This is a genomic window from Bacillus sp. GS3m_15504 (assembly GCF_055825275.1).
The window spans coordinates 113,987-131,359 of record NZ_JBVVNL010000006.1; the positions used below are offsets into that span (position 1 = coordinate 113,987).

The window sequence follows — 17,373 nt, forward strand, 5'->3', positions numbered from 1 at the left end:
TTTATGATTTCAATTCAGCACTTACAAAAAAGTTTCGGAGATAATACCGTACTAAAGCATATAGATTTAACAGTTGAGAAGGGCGAGGTTGTTGTTATTATCGGGCCGTCTGGATCTGGTAAAACGACATTCCTGCGTTGCCTTAACGTATTAGAAACGCCAAACGCTGGTAACATTCGTATTGGCGATAAAGAGCTTAATTTCTCTCAAAAAGTAACGAAGAAAGATATTGTCAATCTTCGTACGCAAACAGGTATGGTATTCCAGCACCATAATCTATTCCCGCATTTAACAGCACTTCAAAATGTAATGGAAGGGCTCGTTACAGTGAAAAAGATGGGGAAAGAAGAAGCGAAGAAAAAAGCAAACTATTTCCTTGAAAAAGTTGGTCTTGCGGATAAAGTAGACTTATATCCGTTCCAACTATCAGGCGGACAACAACAGCGCGTTGGAATTGCTCGCGCGCTTGCAATGGAACCAGAAGTGTTACTATTTGATGAGCCGACATCAGCGCTTGATCCTGAGCTAGTTCAAGAAGTTCTGAAGGTCATGAAAGAGCTTGCTAAAGAAGGCATGACAATGGTCATTGTAACGCACGAAATGCGCTTTGCACATCAAATTGCGAACCGTGTTATTTTCATGGATGGCGGTGTCGTTGTCGAACAAGGTACACCAGAAGATGTATTTACAAATCCAAAAGAAGAACGTACGAAGAAGTTTTTACAAATGTTGCAATAAATGAAGGAAGGTCTCAAGGCATATGCCTTGAGACCTTTTTGCCATATATATTTATTTGTGGAATCCGCCAAGGCTTTGCTCAGCCATTGCAACTAGACGTTTTGTGATTTCGCCACCAACAGAACCGTTAGCACGAGCTGTAGAATCTGCTCCTAATTGTACACCAAATTCTTGAGCGATTTCGTACTTCATTTGGTCGATTGCAGCTGTTGCTCCTGGTACTACTAATTGATTTGAAGAATTTTGGTTTGCCATAGGAATATATCCTCCTTAGAGTTATAAAAATTTTTTTGGTTGGACTAGCTGGAGTTGAACCAGATTATCGCCCCGTTTGGCGCTAATCCATCGGTAATTAAGTTTGTACTCATAGTATGGATGTTACCTAGAAAGATATACGAAATAATAATTTGTAAATTTTGTAAAAAAATCTTAGTGATTTCGTAAATTATGAAATAAGAGTAATCGTTGTATTTTTTAGAAAGAAGGCTAAACTAAGAGCGATATGAAATATATTTTTCTTTTTGTATCCTGCTATTTTGAGGCGAATGTAAGTAAGAACGGGGCAAGCCGCTCCTATACGTAGCTAGATACAATTATATGGAGGAATCGTGATGGGAATTTGCCCGCTTTGCAACGCATTAGAATTACAAACATATTCTTGTCAAAATTGCCAAAGTATACTCCAAGATTATGGGAAGGCTGTAGATTACATAGACGATTATAGTGCGTATATGGACCAAGAATTATTAAGTGCAGTAGATGGATTGACACATAATAATTCGAATGAATATTGCAATCATATTTTTTATTGCGGAGTATGTAACGTGGAAACAGAGGTTGTAGTAAAACTCGTGTAAATAGAAAACTTCCACCTTATGAATGAGGTGGAAGTTTTTGTTTTTGTATTTGTGAGTGAATCATAGGAGACGGAATATGCTCGTTGTTTGAGGAATTCTCTGATTTTATTTGAGACATTTTTTCTTTTGTATCGCGCAAAGAATGTTCAGTTAAGTAGATGGCATATTCGTAAAATAATTGGCGCGTTAGTTCACTTTGTTCTTTTAACTTGGCATCTTGGAACACAGTTCGCCCTGGTTTAGAGTTTGCTTCAAAGAGCCATGGGTTTTCCTGCGTGTCTAAACCGATATCAAAACCGATTTCTCCAATATTTCCGGTTACTTGTTCATCGAGCGCGTAACTAATTTGTAAGGCTGTATGTTTTAATTTATTTTCAATTTGAATTTGTTTCGTTGAATCAGGAAAAAGTTCTTGCAGCAATTTTGTATCGCCACCGCTATTTACATGCGTTGTTAAGCTACCTTTGCCAGCAATTTTTGCCACGATTGCACTGACCATCCATTGACCGAAATGATTTTTATTTGTATGAATGCGAAAATCAACAGGTTGCCCATCGAAGCGAAGTAAGGAAATACCTTGTTGGACGATAAATTTTTTTAAATCATGTCCTTTTAACACATGGTTCAGAAGCGTTTCTAATGATTGGTACTTTCTTAGTTTATTTTCTTCATTTTCGCGATAACGACAGTAGTAGCAATTCTCTGTTTGAGAATAAAATAGTTGATGAATATTTCTACCGAAGCTACCATGAATCGGTTTCATGTAAATTGATTTATACGTTCCGAGAAATCGTTCCACTTGTTCGAAGTGCTGAAATGTTTCTGTGCTTGGTAATAACGGCATAATGGATTCATCTTTCATAAGAAGTTGATGCACTTCCCATTTATTAAAAAAACCTGGATTAAACCATGGAATAGCGTAGTCGTGCTCTAACTTTCTTTTTGCTCTTACAATCGGTTTATAATTTTCGGCTTTCCGATTTGGTAATCGATCGTAAATGACATTCGGTAAAGGAACTTTTTTCTTTATCCACTTTTCCTCTTGAAAGAAGTACCCTTCAATTGTTTCATCTTCCCAGTCTATATGTTGCACACCAAAAACGAATACAAATGGTCGTAAGGTGAATGGTGGCGTTAGTAATTCGCCAAGAGAAGTGGAACGGTTACCTAAAGGATTAGAAGTGTCATCGTTAAAACCAGTTGTGAAAATCCCGATTAATGGTCCGAAAATAATGGTTTCATTTTGTGTGAATGCATGGATAGTAGTGGAATGAGGCAGTAAAAGTTTTTCAGCAATTTGTTTTCCAATTATGATTTCGCGAGTAAAGGAATAATGAATTTTTACATCTTCACTTGCAACATGGCGTAGGCCGAAGGAAAGGGATGTAATTGGTGGTGTGATGGAAAAAATATAAGGTAAAGTAATACTATTTGGATTCTCGTCTGAAATGTTTAATGTATATATGTGCTCTTTCAAAATGGGTTTACCTCCTTTCATTATGGTGTAAAGCGACTGAATTTTAATGGTCCGTGATATATTTTTTCGGCTAATGAATCACTATGACGAATGTAATGTTCGTAAGGGGGAATCGTGTTGACATACATAAGCCAAATTGCCCCTTTTTGATCCATAATAGTGGAAAGCTCTAGCTCGAACAATGAAGAATAAGATGCATCTAGCGTTTGAAACACTTCATTTATAATGTCTTGTAAAGCGTCTTGTAATAATTGTACACCGGTACTAGATAGTACGTATTTAATTTTTGAAAATGCATGTAGCGAGGAATCCTCCGGTGCCGATAGTAAAAGTTGATTCGGAAATGAGCTTTTTTGTATAAACTGACCGATAGCGTTCCAATTGTGTTCTTTATTTTTTTGTAAAATAGTTCGAATATGGAGTGGGTATGTTAATTGATTTGGAGGTTGCAGCATCGTATGCGTCATGTAACGTGCTGATCGTATATTAGATTTGTACCAAGATATAAATTCATCTGTCCGTTTAATTGGAGTAGAAATATGATAGGCATCATTTATTGTATCAATATGAAACGTTTTATTTTTATAAACGACCCGGTACAAACTTTCACTGGAATGTGCGTTAGTAGGACGTATAATAATATCTTTTGTTTTTAATAACAGTTTGAAAATATTTTGTATCGTTGCTATTTCAAACTTTGGTATATAAGGTGATAATTTTTTATTCGTGAGAAATACATCATGTAGTTCGCTTAAGTCAATGAGTGTGTTATTTAAAAAGGTAGTGGAAGGACGAGTGTGTAATGAGCGAATAATTGACTTTGCTTTTTCGACATTTGTTTCCTCGTTAAAAGAAGAACGATCGTATATATAAGAAGGAATAGGGAATGTTTGCTCTTTCCATTTTCCTGTATCTGTATCATAAATCAGACCAGAAATAAGATCTGTTTTAGGATCAATACCAAACGGCGTAAACTGGGCAACGACATTATGATAAAGCCGAGCGCGTTTAGCGATTTCGGTGTAATACGTTTGCTCATAATGAGGGTGAGAAGTTAAAATACCGAGAACCAACGAAATCACTCCTTTACTAACAAAATGTTGGCACAATAGGCGAAGCTATATATTGCAAATACGTTTTTATACCATTATACTTTTGTCCGTATGATGATATGCTATAGTTTTGGAGAAGCGAAAGGTTGATTGTAATGAATATATGGTTAAGTATGTTAACGACGACAGGGCTCGGAGCAATTATTGGAGGATTTACAAATCATTTAGCAATAAAAATGTTATTTCGTCCTCATCGCCCTATGTATATTGGGAAGTTTCAAGTGCCATTTACACCAGGATTAATTCCGAAGCGCCGCGATGAGCTTGCTGTTCAATTAGGGAAAATGGTTGTAGAACATTTGTTAACGCCAGAAGGAATCGGCAAGAAGTTAACAAATGAAGAGTTTCAAAAAGGTTTAATTCACTGGGCACAAGTAGAAGTGGATAAAGTAATTACGAATGAACAGTCACTGCGACACATGTTAGGAAAATGGGACGTAGCGCATGTAGAAAAAGAAGCAACTGAGAAAATCGAACAGGTGATTACAGAAAAGATTCAGGCATTTTTAGAAGAGTACTATACATATACATGGGAACAAGCTTTACCTCATTCTGTTCATGAAAAAATAGAGAATGCAATTCCAAATGTCTCGGCGTTTATTTTAAAGCGAGCAATTCATTTTTTTGAAAGTGAAGAAGGGAAATCTCGTCTTTCAAGAATGATTGATGATTTCTTTGCTTCTAGAGGAGCATTGCTTAACTTAGTCGGAATGTTTTTAGGGAATGTAAGTGTAGTGGATCGTGTGCAGCCAGAAGTTATTAAGTTTTTAGGGCAGGATGGCACAAAGCAGCTTTTAACTGATGTACTGCAAAAAGAGTGGGAGAAGTTAAAAGGAAGAGATGTAAAAGAAGTAGAAACGTTTGTAGAAAAAGAAATGATTGCAAGCTCCATATTGTCTGCAGTTAAAGTTGAGGAAACAGTGGGTAAATTTTTAAATCAATCTGTGCAGCAAGTATGTGAGCCAGTTCGGGAAACAATTATTGAAAAGGTAGTTCCAGGCGCAGTAACGAAAGGCTTGGAGTGGGGGGCAGAAAACGTAGAAAGTATACTAAATAATCTCCACTTAGCGGAAATTGTCCAACAAGAAGTGTCTACATTTTCAACGGAGAGACTAGAAGATTTAGTTCTGTCCATTACAAAAAATGAACTAAAAATGATCACGTATTTAGGTGCCTTATTAGGCGGTATGATTGGAATCGTGCAAGGGTTATTACTGTTGTTTCTGAAATAATAATGTACGTACATATAAATAAAAGTGAAATTTCTTCACATCTCTTGCATAGTTTGATATGGTAAGAAGAGGTGCGTATGTAAATGCACGTAAAAGGCAGTGCGTATGAAAAGCGCTAGCCTTCTAAAGGAGGAAAATAAAATGACAAAAAACATTCATGATGTAGCATATGAATTACAAAAAGCAATCGCTGAAAACGATGACTTCAAAACTTTAAAAGAGAGCTACGCAGCAGTTCAAGCTGATGCAGCTTCAAAGAACTTATTCGATGAGTTCCGCACAATGCAACTTAGCCTACAACAAAAAATGATGCAAGGCCAAGAAATCACTGAAGAAGACAACCAACAAGCACAAGAAGTTGTAGTTCGCATTCAACAAGATGCTAAAATTACAAAGTTAATGGAAACTGAGCAACGCCTAAACGTTGTAATCGGCGACGTTAACAAAATTATCATGAAGCCACTTGAAGAATTATATAGCGCGCAACAACAAGCGTAATGAGAGAAGACGCCCTAGTATAGGGGCGTCTTTTTTTGTTATTTTTTGAAATACTCAGTCTCAATCTTCTTCTCCTTCAAAAACTTTTCAATCTCTTTTTGCTTCCTACCATTCACTTTCTCAAAGCGTTTTGTAAAAGAAAAATCAGTCTTGAACAAGTTACCATCTTCAGCGAGTTTGTCTAATTCTTGCTCTAGTTCTACTGAAAGTGCCGTAGACGATGAAATGTAATCATGAATTTCCTTCGAAGGTTGTTTATAATCATGAGGAATCGTATTGTTACTAATAAAATGATGGAAGTTCGCATCGTTTTGTTGAGCTAAATCTATTAGTTTTTGTAATTTCTCTCGGTCGGATTCAGTAACCTTCTCGTCAGACATGGCTGATGAAAGTGGAACAGTGTTTTCGTATAACTCTCCGCTATAATCTAAATAAGTTTTTATACTTCGTTTCATTTCATCTTCGTTAATCGTTTCATTCTTTTTTGAGGAAGTAAATATAGTTTCAGGAATTTTAACCGTAACATCTTTAATAGATTGTACATCGTTTTCTTCCTTAGGTTGTGCACTGTTTGAACAAGCTGATAGAAATAAAAGAGTAAGTAGCATGAGTGAATATAAAGTATATTTCTTCATTTTAATCTCCTTTTACATTCATTAGTGTCTTTGTAAAATAGCTATATTCCATTTCAAATACTTTACTAAAAGTGCGTATAGATGTTTGACCATTTGATAACATACGACGGATATGAGTAAACCGACGCAAAAAGCAATGAACACATTATAAACATCGGAATAACTAATTTGATGAAACCCTTTAAAGAATCCTAATCCTATTAATAAAATAGGTGAAATAATTAATACTGGAGTGGCAATGATGAGTGCTAGAAGAAAAGGTAATAAAAAGAGTAGTACGAAAAAGGCGACAAAGATAAAGGCAAAGTTTAAAACACTTAAGCTCATAACAGAAAATAGTGCGGTTATCATATTTTTAAAGCTTCGTTTATTGTCAGCATTGGTTATTGCATAGGAAACAGTAAGTTCTTTCGCGATCGTTTTAGGGTTTCCTAGTTTTCTAGCAATTTCTTCTTCACATTTGCCATCTTGTTTACCGCTAATAAAATGAGTTTCGTATTCTGAGATAATATCCTCCTTTTCTGAATTAGGTATATTCCGTAGGGAGGAACTAAGTTGGCTTAAAAATTCACTTTTGTTCATTGCAATCACTTCCCTTTATAAAATAATGAATTATAGCTGAGAATCCGCTCTTTTTTGAAAGGAGGATATAATAACTATGAATGTTATTCCAATTAATGGGTGTTCCAATATTTACAAATATATCATTTAGTAGTGTTCTTTGCAAGGTACTGTAAACATTTTGGTACCGTGATGAGATGGAAGTTTTTGTGTATTTTTAGAAGAGTTATAAAAATATTATTTTAGGATAAATAAAGGGTTGTAAGCGTATTCTCTAGTGGTTGTCAAAATAATGTCATATTCATATTGTTGGAAAAATAATGCATTTGTACTATAATGATAAATAATACTTCACCACATTAATTAACCAGGTGAAGTTTAAAGTCTTTATTACACACATTATGAAATAAAGGAATGATTAGTTTTGAGTACAGGTGTAAAAGCAAACGACGTGAAGACAAAAACAAAAGGAGCAGATCTTGTTGTTGATTGTTTAATTAAACAAGGTGTTACACATGTTTTCGGTATTCCAGGAGCGAAGATTGACTCTGTATTTGATGTACTGCAAGAAAGAGGACCAGAGTTAATTGTTTGTCGTCATGAACAAAATGCAGCATTTATGGCAGCTGCGATTGGTAGATTAACAGGAAAACCGGGCGTATGTCTTGTAACTTCAGGGCCAGGGACATCAAATTTAGCGACAGGTCTTGTTACTGCGAATGCGGAGAGTGATCCCGTTGTTGCTTTAGCTGGTGCAGTTCCACGTACAGATCGATTAAAACGTACGCACCAATCTATGGATAATGCTGCACTATTCGAACCAATCACAAAATATAGCGTAGAAGTAGAGCATCCTGATAATGTGCCAGAAGCATTATCAAATGCATTCAGAAGTGCAACTTCTACAAATCCAGGCGCTACTTTAGTAAGTTTGCCGCAAGACGTTATGACTGCGGAAACAACTGTAGAGTCTATCGGTGCACTTTCTAAGCCACAGCTTGGAATCGCTCCCACACATGATATTACATACGTAGTAGAAAAAATAAAAGCAGCGAAATTACCAGTTATTTTACTCGGTATGAGAGCGAGTACGAATGAAGTGACGAAAGCTGTTCGTGCATTAATTGCGGATACAGAGCTTCCTGTCGTTGAAACATATCAAGCAGCTGGTGCGATTTCACGTGAGTTAGAAGATCATTTCTTCGGCCGCGTTGGATTATTCCGTAACCAACCAGGTGATATTTTACTAGAAGAAGCGGACCTTGTTATTTCTATCGGTTATGACCCAATTGAGTATGATCCGAAATTCTGGAATAAACTTGGGGACAGAACGATTATTCATCTTGATGACCATCAAGCAGATATCGATCATGATTACCAACCAGAGCGTGAATTAATTGGTGATATTGCCTTAACGGTAAATAGCATCGCAGAAAGATTACCGAAACTTGTGTTAAGTACGAAATCAGAAGCAGTGTTAGAACGATTACGCGCGAAATTATCAGAACAAGCAGAAGTTCCAAACCGTGATTCAGAAGGTGTTACGCATCCACTTCAAGTAATTCGTACACTTCGTTCTTTAATTAGTGACGATACAACCGTTACATGTGACATCGGTTCCCATTCTATTTGGATGGCGAGATGTTTCCGTTCTTATGAACCACGTAGATTATTATTTAGTAACGGTATGCAAACGTTAGGTGTTGCACTTCCTTGGGCAATCGCAGCTACTTTAGTAGAACCAGGTAAAAAAGTAGTTTCTGTATCAGGTGACGGTGGTTTCTTATTCTCAGCGATGGAGTTAGAAACGGCGGTACGTTTAAATTCTCCAATCGTCCATCTCGTTTGGAGAGACGGCACATATGATATGGTTGCATTCCAACAAATGATGAAATACGGCAGAACATCAGCTACAGAGTTTGGTGATGTTGATCTTGTGAAATATGCGGAAAGTTTCGGTGCGACAGGTCTTCGCGTTAACACGCCTGATGAATTAGAAGGTGTATTAAAATCCGCATTAGCAGCAGACGGTCCTGTCATTATTGATATTCCAATCGATTACCGTGATAACATTAAATTAAGTGAAAAATTATTACCAAACCAATTAAACTAATGGAGGCAGATTTGAGATGACTGTTGCGCAATTAATTGATATTGATGCAAAAAGAACGAAAACGAGTAACGAAGTATATCAAACATCTACAATGCTTGCGCTATTAGATGGTATATATGATGGTGTGATTAGCTTTGAAGATTTGAAAAAACATGGTGATTTCGGCATCGGCACATTTGATCAATTAGATGGTGAAATGATTGCATTTGATAATGAATTTTATCATTTACGTTCAGACGGTTCAGCGGAAAAAGTAGAGCCAGAAGAAACAACGCCATTTGCGACTGTAACGTTTTTTGAAAAAGAAATGAGTTATACAGTAGAGCGTCCGATGAATCGTGAAGAAGTGGAAGCTTTATTACATGAATTAATGCCGAGCAAAAACTTATTTTACGGTATTCGAATGGATGGTACGTTCCGCGAAGTAAGAACAAGAACGGTTCCAAGACAAGAAAAACCGTATACACCGCTCGTTGAAGTGACGAAATCACAACCCATCTTCTCATTTGAAAATACAGAAGGTACACTTGCTGGATTTTGGACGCCAGATTATGCGCAAGGTATTGGTGTAGCTGGATTCCATTTACATTACATTGATGATGAAAGAAGCGGAGGCGGACATGTTTTCGACTATGTTGTTGAAAACTGTACGATCCAAATTTGTCAAAAAGCTCATATGCATTTAGCACTTCCAGAAACAGCTGACTTTATGGCGGCTGAATTATCAAGAGAAAACTTAGAGGATAATATTGCGACTGCGGAAGGTGCGGAGTAAAAAGGGAGAGACTGTTCCATTTTGGAACAGTCTTCTTTTATTCGTAATTGTCATCATTTGTCGATAAATCGATATTTCTTGTCGAATCGTTGATATATTTTGAGTTATGATAGATATATTTGAAAAATCGTTGATATATTGTAAGTTACGATAGATATATTCGAAAAATCGTTGATATCGTTCATTTCTTTGAAACAAACGGATGTCCCTCATAATAAAAACGCCACGGATAATGTACAGCTTCTTCTGCATAGTCGATATTAATACGAGGACCTGCTGTTATTTTATATTGTGATGATATGTGTTTTTCTTCGGGGACGAGTTCAATATGTAATGTGTCACTTTGTAGGGATACACCTCGTTCTTCTAACGTAATGCCGAGGGCACGGCATAGTTTGCCAGGTCCGTTCGTTAAGTTTTTATATTGCGCTTTTGTAATGTCCGTTTTGTTGTAGCGCGCTAGTTTTATTTCTTCTATTCCATCTACTGGCTCAAGGGCTCGAATGAGCACTCCTTGCGGGGTACCAACTGGTGCTGTAATGACGTTAAAACAATGATACATACCGTAAATTAAATATACGTAAGCATGTCCCGGTGCACCAAACATGACTTCTGTGCGATCCGTCCGTCTGCCGCCATAACTATGTGCGGCCTTATCATCGGGACCTTTATATGCCTCTACTTCAACAATGATTCCGCTTCGCTTTATTCCGTTTACAATATGAACAAGTTTTTGTCCGAGTAATTTCTTTGCGACTTCTAACGTATCGCCTTCATAAAAGGAAGGAGGTGCCTGCATTGTACTATCTCCTTTACTGAGTGTATATGTATATAGTAAACCAAATTTTCAGTAGAAATTCTAACTCGTTCTATTTGCTACATTTATTTCATAAATTATGGATAGAGTACAACAGCGAAGAGGGGGAGTGCGACATGATTTATCGCTTACTAGCTCTTAACATAGATGGGACACTACTATACAACAACGGAAAAATTGCAAAAGGATTAAGAGAAACAATTGAATTTGTGAAAAGAAAAGACGTATACGTTACATTATTTACGAGCCGTAATTTTCAGTCTGCTCATAAAGTAGCAAAGGCGTTAAAATTAGATTCGATATTAGTGACACACGGTGGTGCTTTCATTTCAGCAACGTTAGATAAGCCGTACGTTCAAAGAAGGTTATCGGAAGAGAAGACATTTAATATTGTGCAAGTATTAGAGCATTTTGATTGTAACGTCCGCATCTCTCATGAACGGTTTTCAATCGGAAATCGCGAAAGAAATACACCAAACTTAATTGCACGTACTGTGTTATCGAGTGCAGATCCGTTATTTTATCCAGTTCAATTTGTAGATTCATTAGGTGATGCGCTTCGTGATCATCCAGTCGCGGCGCCAAAAATTGATGTTCTTTTTCAAACGAAAGGTGAAAAAGAGAGAGGGCTCAATACATTAAGAAAAGCGTTTCAAGATATAGAGTACGTTGAGTGTGATTCAAAACGAATAGAAATTTTGCCGCAAAATGTATCAAAATTACGTGGATTACAATTGCTTGGAGAGCATTTAAATATTTCGTTAAACGAAATGGTTGCGATTGGAGATAGTTTAGAAGATCTAGAAGTAATTGAAAATGTAGGGCTTGGAGTAGCGATGGGGAATGCACCTGTAGAAGTAAAACAAGCGGCCGACTGGATTACACGTTCAAATAGTGAGAACGGCGTAGAGTATATGATTAAAGAACATTTCCGTAAGCAATTCCCGCTTCCGTTTTTGAAGAATCATAAAAATACACCGAAACGATAAAGGAAAACGTAGCTTTTGGCTACGTTTTTTTGTTGGTTTTATCCTGCTTTAACGGGCAGTAAGACCCCCACCTCAAAATTCAGCGGAAGCAAAGAAGTTAGGTGGGGGATGAACAGAACCCCCCTGATTAAAGTTTCACTTTATTTTGAAAATGAAAGCGTTCTATAAAGATGAATTGTGTCTGAAATCTATACAATTCACTTGAATCCTTTAGAAAACTGTTGTAAAGTGGATGATGTTGCCAAAATAGTTACACCACATGAAATATTCTCCATGTTAATTTTATTGAGCGCCCATACGCAAAAACACTTCGCATGTTAGTTTCGTTCACGTATGATTTCAAAAATGCATTGTAGTCATTTTATTAATGAGTTGTAGAGTTTCTTTGGTTTATTTAAATGGATTATTTTAAATTAATGTGAGTAAGGATTGGTACATATGAAAAGTACTTCTTTTCATAAATTTAGGAATTATAAAAGGGGGAATGAATTTTTTGAGGAAATCATTTAATCAAAAAATAAATAAATTAAGTAGTAGTTTTATAGTCGTGTTACTAGTATGTATGAATTTTTTAATCCATTTACCATATAAAGCAGAGGCAGCTACAACAGAATTAAAAGGTTTAGGTGATGTATCTTATTACAATGCAATCATTTTTGGAGATCATAGTGCAACGAGTGCGGATATTGAGGGTGCGATGGCTATTCAAAAAAATATGAATGCATCAAGTTATACAGTCTTAGCGGCTGCAACGGGAGCAAATAACTTAGCAGGAGCAACTTGGGTAGATGAAGGATATCCATCATTATTACTAGGCGGTCAATTTACGAAAGCGGGAGCAGGACAAGTAATTATTCAAGATGGAACAGTGGCGATGACAAAAGACGGAGATCCAGATGGTGCAATGAAAACATCATATGACCGTATCTCTTATAAAGAGCAAGCGGAGATTGATGCTAAGTTTAAAGAATTTAGAAAAGACGTTGATGGTGTAATTGGGGATGCAAGTAAACTACAGACTGATAAGCCAAAACCTAATATGAGCTTTGGAATCGGTGAAGATGTAAACAACCCTAATATTTATGTCTCTTCAGGCCAAACAGGAAAGAAAGCATTTGATGTAACAGACGTTTTTCTTCCGAATGTAGAGAATAAAGACTTTATTGTTATTTATTCAGATGCAGAAGAAGTGAGTTTTGGTAGCGGTGCAATTTTGTATGATACAAGAAATACTGGGATGGCGACGGATTTAATTAATACATCTCAAGCATACGACCCTAATTCATCTTTTACTGAGTTAGCTAGTAAGGTAATTTGGGTATTTCCTAATGCTACAAAGATAACAACTAAAGGTTATGGTGTAGTAGGTAGTGTGTTTGCACCTAATGCAGTTGTAGAAACAAAAGGTGGTTCTATTAATGGACAAGCCTATGTTGGAGGATTACACCAAAGAGACGGTTTTGAGGTTCATAACTTTAAATTTAACTGGCCAAAGTGGAAAAAGCCAGCAGCTAAAAAAGGAAATTTACAAATTAAAAAAGTTGATGAAAACAATGAAAATATTGTTTTAAAAGACGCAAAATTTGATGTTATAGATAAAGAGAATAATGTTGTAGATACGGTTACAACAAACGAAAAGGGTATTGCGGAAGTTAAAGATTTACCATTTGGTGATTATTTTGTAAAAGAAATTAGTGCACCAGAAGGATATATAAAGATTGATGCACCAGTAAAAGTAACAATTGATAATACAAACATAATTGAATTTGTTATAAAGAATACGAAAAAATTAGAAAATGGTCAATTAAAATTATTGAAAAAAGATAGTGAATCTGGTCAACTTCTACCAGGTGCAAAATTTGATGTTATCGATAAAGATGGGAAAGTTGTGGAAACAATTGTTACAGATGATAAAGGTGAAGCTTTATCGAAACAACTTCCAGTTGGAAGCTATACATTAAAAGAAGTAGAAGCACCGAAAGGATATGAATTATCATCTAGTTCAGTTTCTGTTGATGTAGAGGCTAATAAAGTAGTGACTGTAGATGTGGTGAATAAAAAGATCCCCGAAAAAGTAACAGGTCAATTTGAAGTGGTGAAAGTAGATGCAAATGATAAAACGAAATTGTTATCAGGTGCAGAATTCGAAGTGTATAAAGATGGTAAAAAGGTAGCAGAACTGAAAACAGATGAGAGTGGAAAAGTGATGTCACCGAAATTACCGCTAGGTGAATACACAGTGAAAGAAACGAAAGCACCAGCGGGCTACAAGCTTTCAGATAAAGAATGGAAAGTAACAATTCAAAACGAGAAAGAAGTAGTAAAAGTAGAGGCAGAAAACGAAAAAATCTTAGGTTCTCTACAAATTATTAAAATGGATGATAAAGATCAAACGAAACGCTTAGCAGGCGCAGAATTTACATTGAAAGATGTGAAAGGCAATGTTGTAAAAGAAGGAATTACAACAGATAAGTCTGGAACTGTTAAAGTAGACGGACTTGTGCCGGGTGAATATACGTTAGAAGAAACAAAAGCGCCAGAAGGTTATAAGGCATTAGAAGTAACAATCGAAGTAAACGTAGTAGCAAACGAAGTAGTAAAACAAGACGTGTTGAATGAAAAAGTGAAAGAAGAAATTACAGGGCAATTAGAAATTACAAAGGTAGATGCTAATGATATAAATAAAAAATTAGCAGGCGCAGTGTTTGAAATTTGGAAAGACGGAACAAAAATCGATACATTAACATCAGATGAAAATGGTAAAGCAATTTCGAAAGAACTGGATCCAGGAGATTATATTTTAAAGGAAGTTCAAGCGCCAGAAGGTTATGAGTTATCTGATAAGGAAATCGAATTTACGATTTCTAATCAAAAATTTGAAGTTGTAAAACTTCAAATTACAAATAAAAAAGAAACAAGCAAAGGTCCAGAGAATCCAGGTGAAGAAACAGAAAAGCCAGGCGAAGAAACAGAAAAGCCAGGTGAAGAAACAGAAAAGCCAGGTGAAGAAATAGAAAAGCCAGGTGAAGAAACAGAAAAGCCAGGTGAAGAAACAGAAAAGCCAGGTGAAGAAACAGAAAAGCCGGGTGAAGAAACAGAAAAGCCAGGTGAAGAAACAGAAAAGCCGGGTGAAGAAACAGAAAAGCCAGGCGAAGAAACAGAAAAGCCAGGTGAAGAAACAGAAAAGCCAGGTGAAGAAACAGAAAAGCCGGGTGAAGAAACAGAAAAGCCAGGCGAAGAAACAGAAAAGCCAGGTGAAGAAACAGAAAAGCCAGGTGAAGAAATAGAAAAGCCAGGTGAAGAAACAGAAAAGCCGGGTGAAGAAACAGAAAAGCCAGGTGAAGAAACAGAAAAGCCAGGTGAAGAAACAGAAAAGCCAGGTGAAGAAACAGAAAAGCCAGGTGAAGAAACAGAAAAGCCAGGCGAAGAAACAGAAAAGCCAGGTGAAGAAACAGAAAAGCCAGGCGAAGAAACAGAAAAGCCAGGTGAAGAAACAGAAAAGCCAGGTGAAGAAACAGAAAAGCCAGGTGAAGAAACAGAAAAGCCAGGCGGAGAGACAGAAAAACCGGGTAAAGAAACAGAGAAACCAGGTGAAGGAATGGAAAACCCAGAAAAAGAAAATCCTACTTTACCAGAAAAAGGACAAGGTACCTCTCATGCTCAACAGCTTCCAGCCACAGGACATGATATGAATTATTTTCCATTCATTGGCTTTGCTCTTGTTTTATTAGGGATACGCTTAAGATTTATGACTAAAAATAACTAATATGTTTTATAAAAGGCATAAGAGAAATATTATCTCTTATGCCTTTTGTTTTTTTATTTAAGCTTCAATAACTTTAAGCATTCGGTTTAAAAATGCGGCAGCTTCAGCGCGTGTTGCTGTGCCTTTTGGTACGAATTCATTTCGTTCGTTCCCTTTTACAATTCCATATGCATAAACGTTTTGTAATGCTTTTTTATCGTATGCTAAGTGTTGGTCAGTGAATGGTAATTTCACTTCTTTTCTATAAATCCAGTTATATTCTAGTGCACGGTCAATCATAATAACAGCTTCATCACGTGTTATTGTAGCATTAGGATCAAATTTATTATTCCCACGGCCATTAATGATACCTGCGCTAGCGGCGCGGTTAATTCCATCTACTAAAGATGGATGTGCTTCGTTTAAATCTGTAAATTTAGCGTTTCCAGCAGGTAATTTTAAAGCTCTCGACATTAAATTTGCAAACTCAGCTCGTGTTACGAGGCGGTTTGGCCAGTAAGAACCATTGCCGTCACCGAACATGATTTTTCTAGCAGCCAATTGACGAATGTCTTGTTCATACCATCCACCTGTAATGTCGTCTTTTTCATGAGGGACTTCTGGCGGTGGCATAACCTCTTTATGATGTTCGTTATAGTAAGCGTTCGTGCCCTTTAAGAAAGCATTCCATTGTCCGCGTTGAATCATAAATGCAGGGCAGTTTTTTCCGCTCCAAAATTGATGCTTTTGCACGTGATCTAGAGATATGTTTAATTCATTCATTAAATAAGCAGCTAACTTTTTTGCGTTTTCTACCGCTTTCGTATAATTTCCATCACTATTTACAGCGATTTCAATTCCGATAGATTCATAGTTTCCAGTTTTATTTCCGGCATGCCAACCAACTTCATTTAATGGTAAATGTTGATAAATTTCTTTGTCATCTACTGTAAAATGCCAAGATGCTGAACGATCAGTATTTCCGCGGGCTTGATTATCTAAGTACTTCGCATGATTTAAGGCGTTCGCACCTTTACTTGTATTAGCAGTTTCATGAATCGTAATGTATTTCGGTTCCATTGCGTAGCCAGGACGAATATTTTCATTCCCTTTTGGAACAATCATTTCTTTAAATGTAACACCATAAACGTTATTTGTAGGTAAATGAGATGGTGTTTTGAAAAATGCGGCGCTTCTATTTTCCATAGAAATTTTTTTTTCGAATAGTGTTGCTTTCGTACCTTCGAATGTGGCTGAAGGAGCATAAATCCATTTCTCAGTTCCGTTCATTTGAATTTTAAACCAATTCCCAGCTTGCTCAGTAGGAGTTACTGTTTGTGGCTGTAATTTCGTTTCTTCTTTAAATGATTGGAAAGGGAATGAATATACGGATGTTTCTTCTGTTACAATTAATTTTTGATTCGAGAGTTTATGAATCTCTTGTACTTCTAAACTATTATTTTCCTTATTAACCCAGCCAGCACCAGATGTAGTTTGTATGTAATAGGCATTATTTTTTTTCTTTGTTGCCTTTACTACTGGTTCAGCAATTTCAATATTTGTTTTCGTTTTTAAGTCGTTTGAATCGTATAGTGGAAGTTTTGTTGATAAGTGGAGAAGATATTCACCCGAGATTTCAAGGTCGTTTTCTTCGTCATGTCTATGTTGTTTTGCATGTTCTTCAATGCTTTTTAAAGCTTGCTCATCTATAGACAATTCCGCAGTTTTTTCTATACTTTCTGCGAATGAATGGGTAGGCGCTACAAATGTTTGTAATGCCAAAGATAATGCTAAAATGTTGTAAAACTTTTTTTTCATAGTTGT

General features: G+C 36.4%; 15 protein-coding genes. 8 read left to right on the forward strand and 7 right to left on the reverse strand.

The genetic code is table 11. The features are described from left to right. Window positions 1-3: 3 nt before the first annotated feature. A complete protein-coding gene (locus AC0L0O_RS26795; protein WP_000623605.1) occupies window positions 4-738 on the forward strand; it encodes an amino acid ABC transporter ATP-binding protein in 735 nt (244 codons plus the stop codon). 51 nt (window positions 739-789) lie between these two features. On the opposite strand, the gene sasP is transcribed toward AC0L0O_RS26795, so the two are convergent. Further along, window positions 790-993, reverse strand: coding sequence for a small acid-soluble spore protein, SasP family (gene sasP / locus AC0L0O_RS26800; RefSeq protein WP_000013338.1), 204 nt, complete (start codon window positions 991-993; stop codon window positions 790-792). Window positions 994-1,349: 356 nt separating this feature from the next. Here sasP and AC0L0O_RS26805 point away from each other — a divergent pair, with 356 nt between their 5' ends. Continuing rightward, window positions 1,350-1,595 (forward strand): hypothetical protein, encoded by a 246-nt coding sequence (locus tag AC0L0O_RS26805; protein ID WP_000510456.1) that lies wholly within the window; start codon window positions 1,350-1,352, stop codon window positions 1,593-1,595. A gap of 16 nt (window positions 1,596-1,611) precedes the next feature. On the opposite strand, the gene AC0L0O_RS26810 is transcribed toward AC0L0O_RS26805, so the two are convergent. Together AC0L0O_RS26810 and AC0L0O_RS26815 are read right to left on the reverse strand one after the other, a co-directional pair. Continuing rightward, on the reverse strand, window positions 1,612-3,072 hold the full coding sequence (locus AC0L0O_RS26810; RefSeq protein WP_000658113.1) for a YheC/YheD family endospore coat-associated protein: 1,461 nt from the start codon (window positions 3,070-3,072) through the stop codon (window positions 1,612-1,614). A gap of 20 nt (window positions 3,073-3,092) precedes the next feature. Then, window positions 3,093-4,145, reverse strand: coding sequence for a YheC/YheD family protein (locus AC0L0O_RS26815; protein ID WP_473786189.1), 1,053 nt, complete (start codon window positions 4,143-4,145; stop codon window positions 3,093-3,095). Between the two features lie 134 nt (window positions 4,146-4,279). Here AC0L0O_RS26815 and AC0L0O_RS26820 point away from each other — a divergent pair, with 134 nt between their 5' ends. Together AC0L0O_RS26820 and AC0L0O_RS26825 are read left to right on the forward strand one after the other, a co-directional pair. Continuing rightward, complete coding sequence (locus AC0L0O_RS26820) at window positions 4,280-5,416, forward strand: DUF445 domain-containing protein (RefSeq protein WP_049689355.1); 1,137 nt, start codon at window positions 4,280-4,282, stop codon at window positions 5,414-5,416. 141 nt (window positions 5,417-5,557) lie between these two features. Continuing rightward, complete coding sequence (locus AC0L0O_RS26825) at window positions 5,558-5,914, forward strand: YlbF/YmcA family competence regulator (protein WP_000164606.1); 357 nt, start codon at window positions 5,558-5,560, stop codon at window positions 5,912-5,914. 38 nt (window positions 5,915-5,952) lie between these two features. Here the strand turns inward: AC0L0O_RS26825 and AC0L0O_RS26830 are convergent, their stop codons facing one another. Both AC0L0O_RS26830 and AC0L0O_RS26835 read right to left on the reverse strand, forming a co-directional pair. Next, complete coding sequence (locus AC0L0O_RS26830; protein WP_000760969.1) at window positions 5,953-6,549, reverse strand: NDxxF motif lipoprotein; 597 nt, start codon at window positions 6,547-6,549, stop codon at window positions 5,953-5,955. A gap of 21 nt (window positions 6,550-6,570) precedes the next feature. After that, entirely contained in the window at window positions 6,571-7,131 is a 561-nt protein-coding gene (locus AC0L0O_RS26835) for a DUF1700 domain-containing protein (protein WP_001042988.1), read from the reverse strand. Between the two features lie 403 nt (window positions 7,132-7,534). Between AC0L0O_RS26835 and alsS the strand changes: the two genes are divergently transcribed. Further along, complete coding sequence (gene alsS / locus AC0L0O_RS26840) at window positions 7,535-9,223, forward strand: acetolactate synthase AlsS (protein WP_000103511.1); 1,689 nt, start codon at window positions 7,535-7,537, stop codon at window positions 9,221-9,223. Between the two features lie 16 nt (window positions 9,224-9,239). Then, complete coding sequence (gene alsD / locus AC0L0O_RS26845; RefSeq protein WP_134189329.1) at window positions 9,240-9,998, forward strand: alpha-acetolactate decarboxylase; 759 nt, start codon at window positions 9,240-9,242, stop codon at window positions 9,996-9,998. Window positions 9,999-10,179: 181 nt separating this feature from the next. On the opposite strand, the gene AC0L0O_RS26850 is transcribed toward alsD, so the two are convergent. Continuing rightward, the gene (locus tag AC0L0O_RS26850; protein ID WP_001148814.1) at window positions 10,180-10,797 is read right to left on the reverse strand and encodes a DNA-3-methyladenine glycosylase; all 618 of its coding nucleotides are present in this window, start codon (window positions 10,795-10,797) and stop codon (window positions 10,180-10,182) included. Window positions 10,798-10,931: 134 nt separating this feature from the next. Here AC0L0O_RS26850 and AC0L0O_RS26855 point away from each other — a divergent pair, with 134 nt between their 5' ends. Both AC0L0O_RS26855 and AC0L0O_RS26860 read left to right on the forward strand, forming a co-directional pair. Beyond that, entirely contained in the window at window positions 10,932-11,804 is an 873-nt protein-coding gene (locus AC0L0O_RS26855; RefSeq protein ID WP_000640403.1) for a Cof-type HAD-IIB family hydrolase, read from the forward strand. A gap of 493 nt (window positions 11,805-12,297) precedes the next feature. Further along, window positions 12,298-15,570 carry an MSCRAMM family protein gene (locus AC0L0O_RS26860; RefSeq protein ID WP_473786190.1) on the forward strand — a complete coding sequence of 1,091 codons (3,273 nt, stop codon included), beginning with the start codon at window positions 12,298-12,300 and terminating at the stop codon, window positions 15,568-15,570. 57 nt (window positions 15,571-15,627) lie between these two features. Here the strand turns inward: AC0L0O_RS26860 and AC0L0O_RS26865 are convergent, their stop codons facing one another. Beyond that, window positions 15,628-17,367 carry an S-layer homology domain-containing protein gene (locus AC0L0O_RS26865; protein WP_473786191.1) on the reverse strand — a complete coding sequence of 580 codons (1,740 nt, stop codon included), beginning with the start codon at window positions 17,365-17,367 and terminating at the stop codon, window positions 15,628-15,630. Window positions 17,368-17,373: the final 6 nt, after the last annotated feature.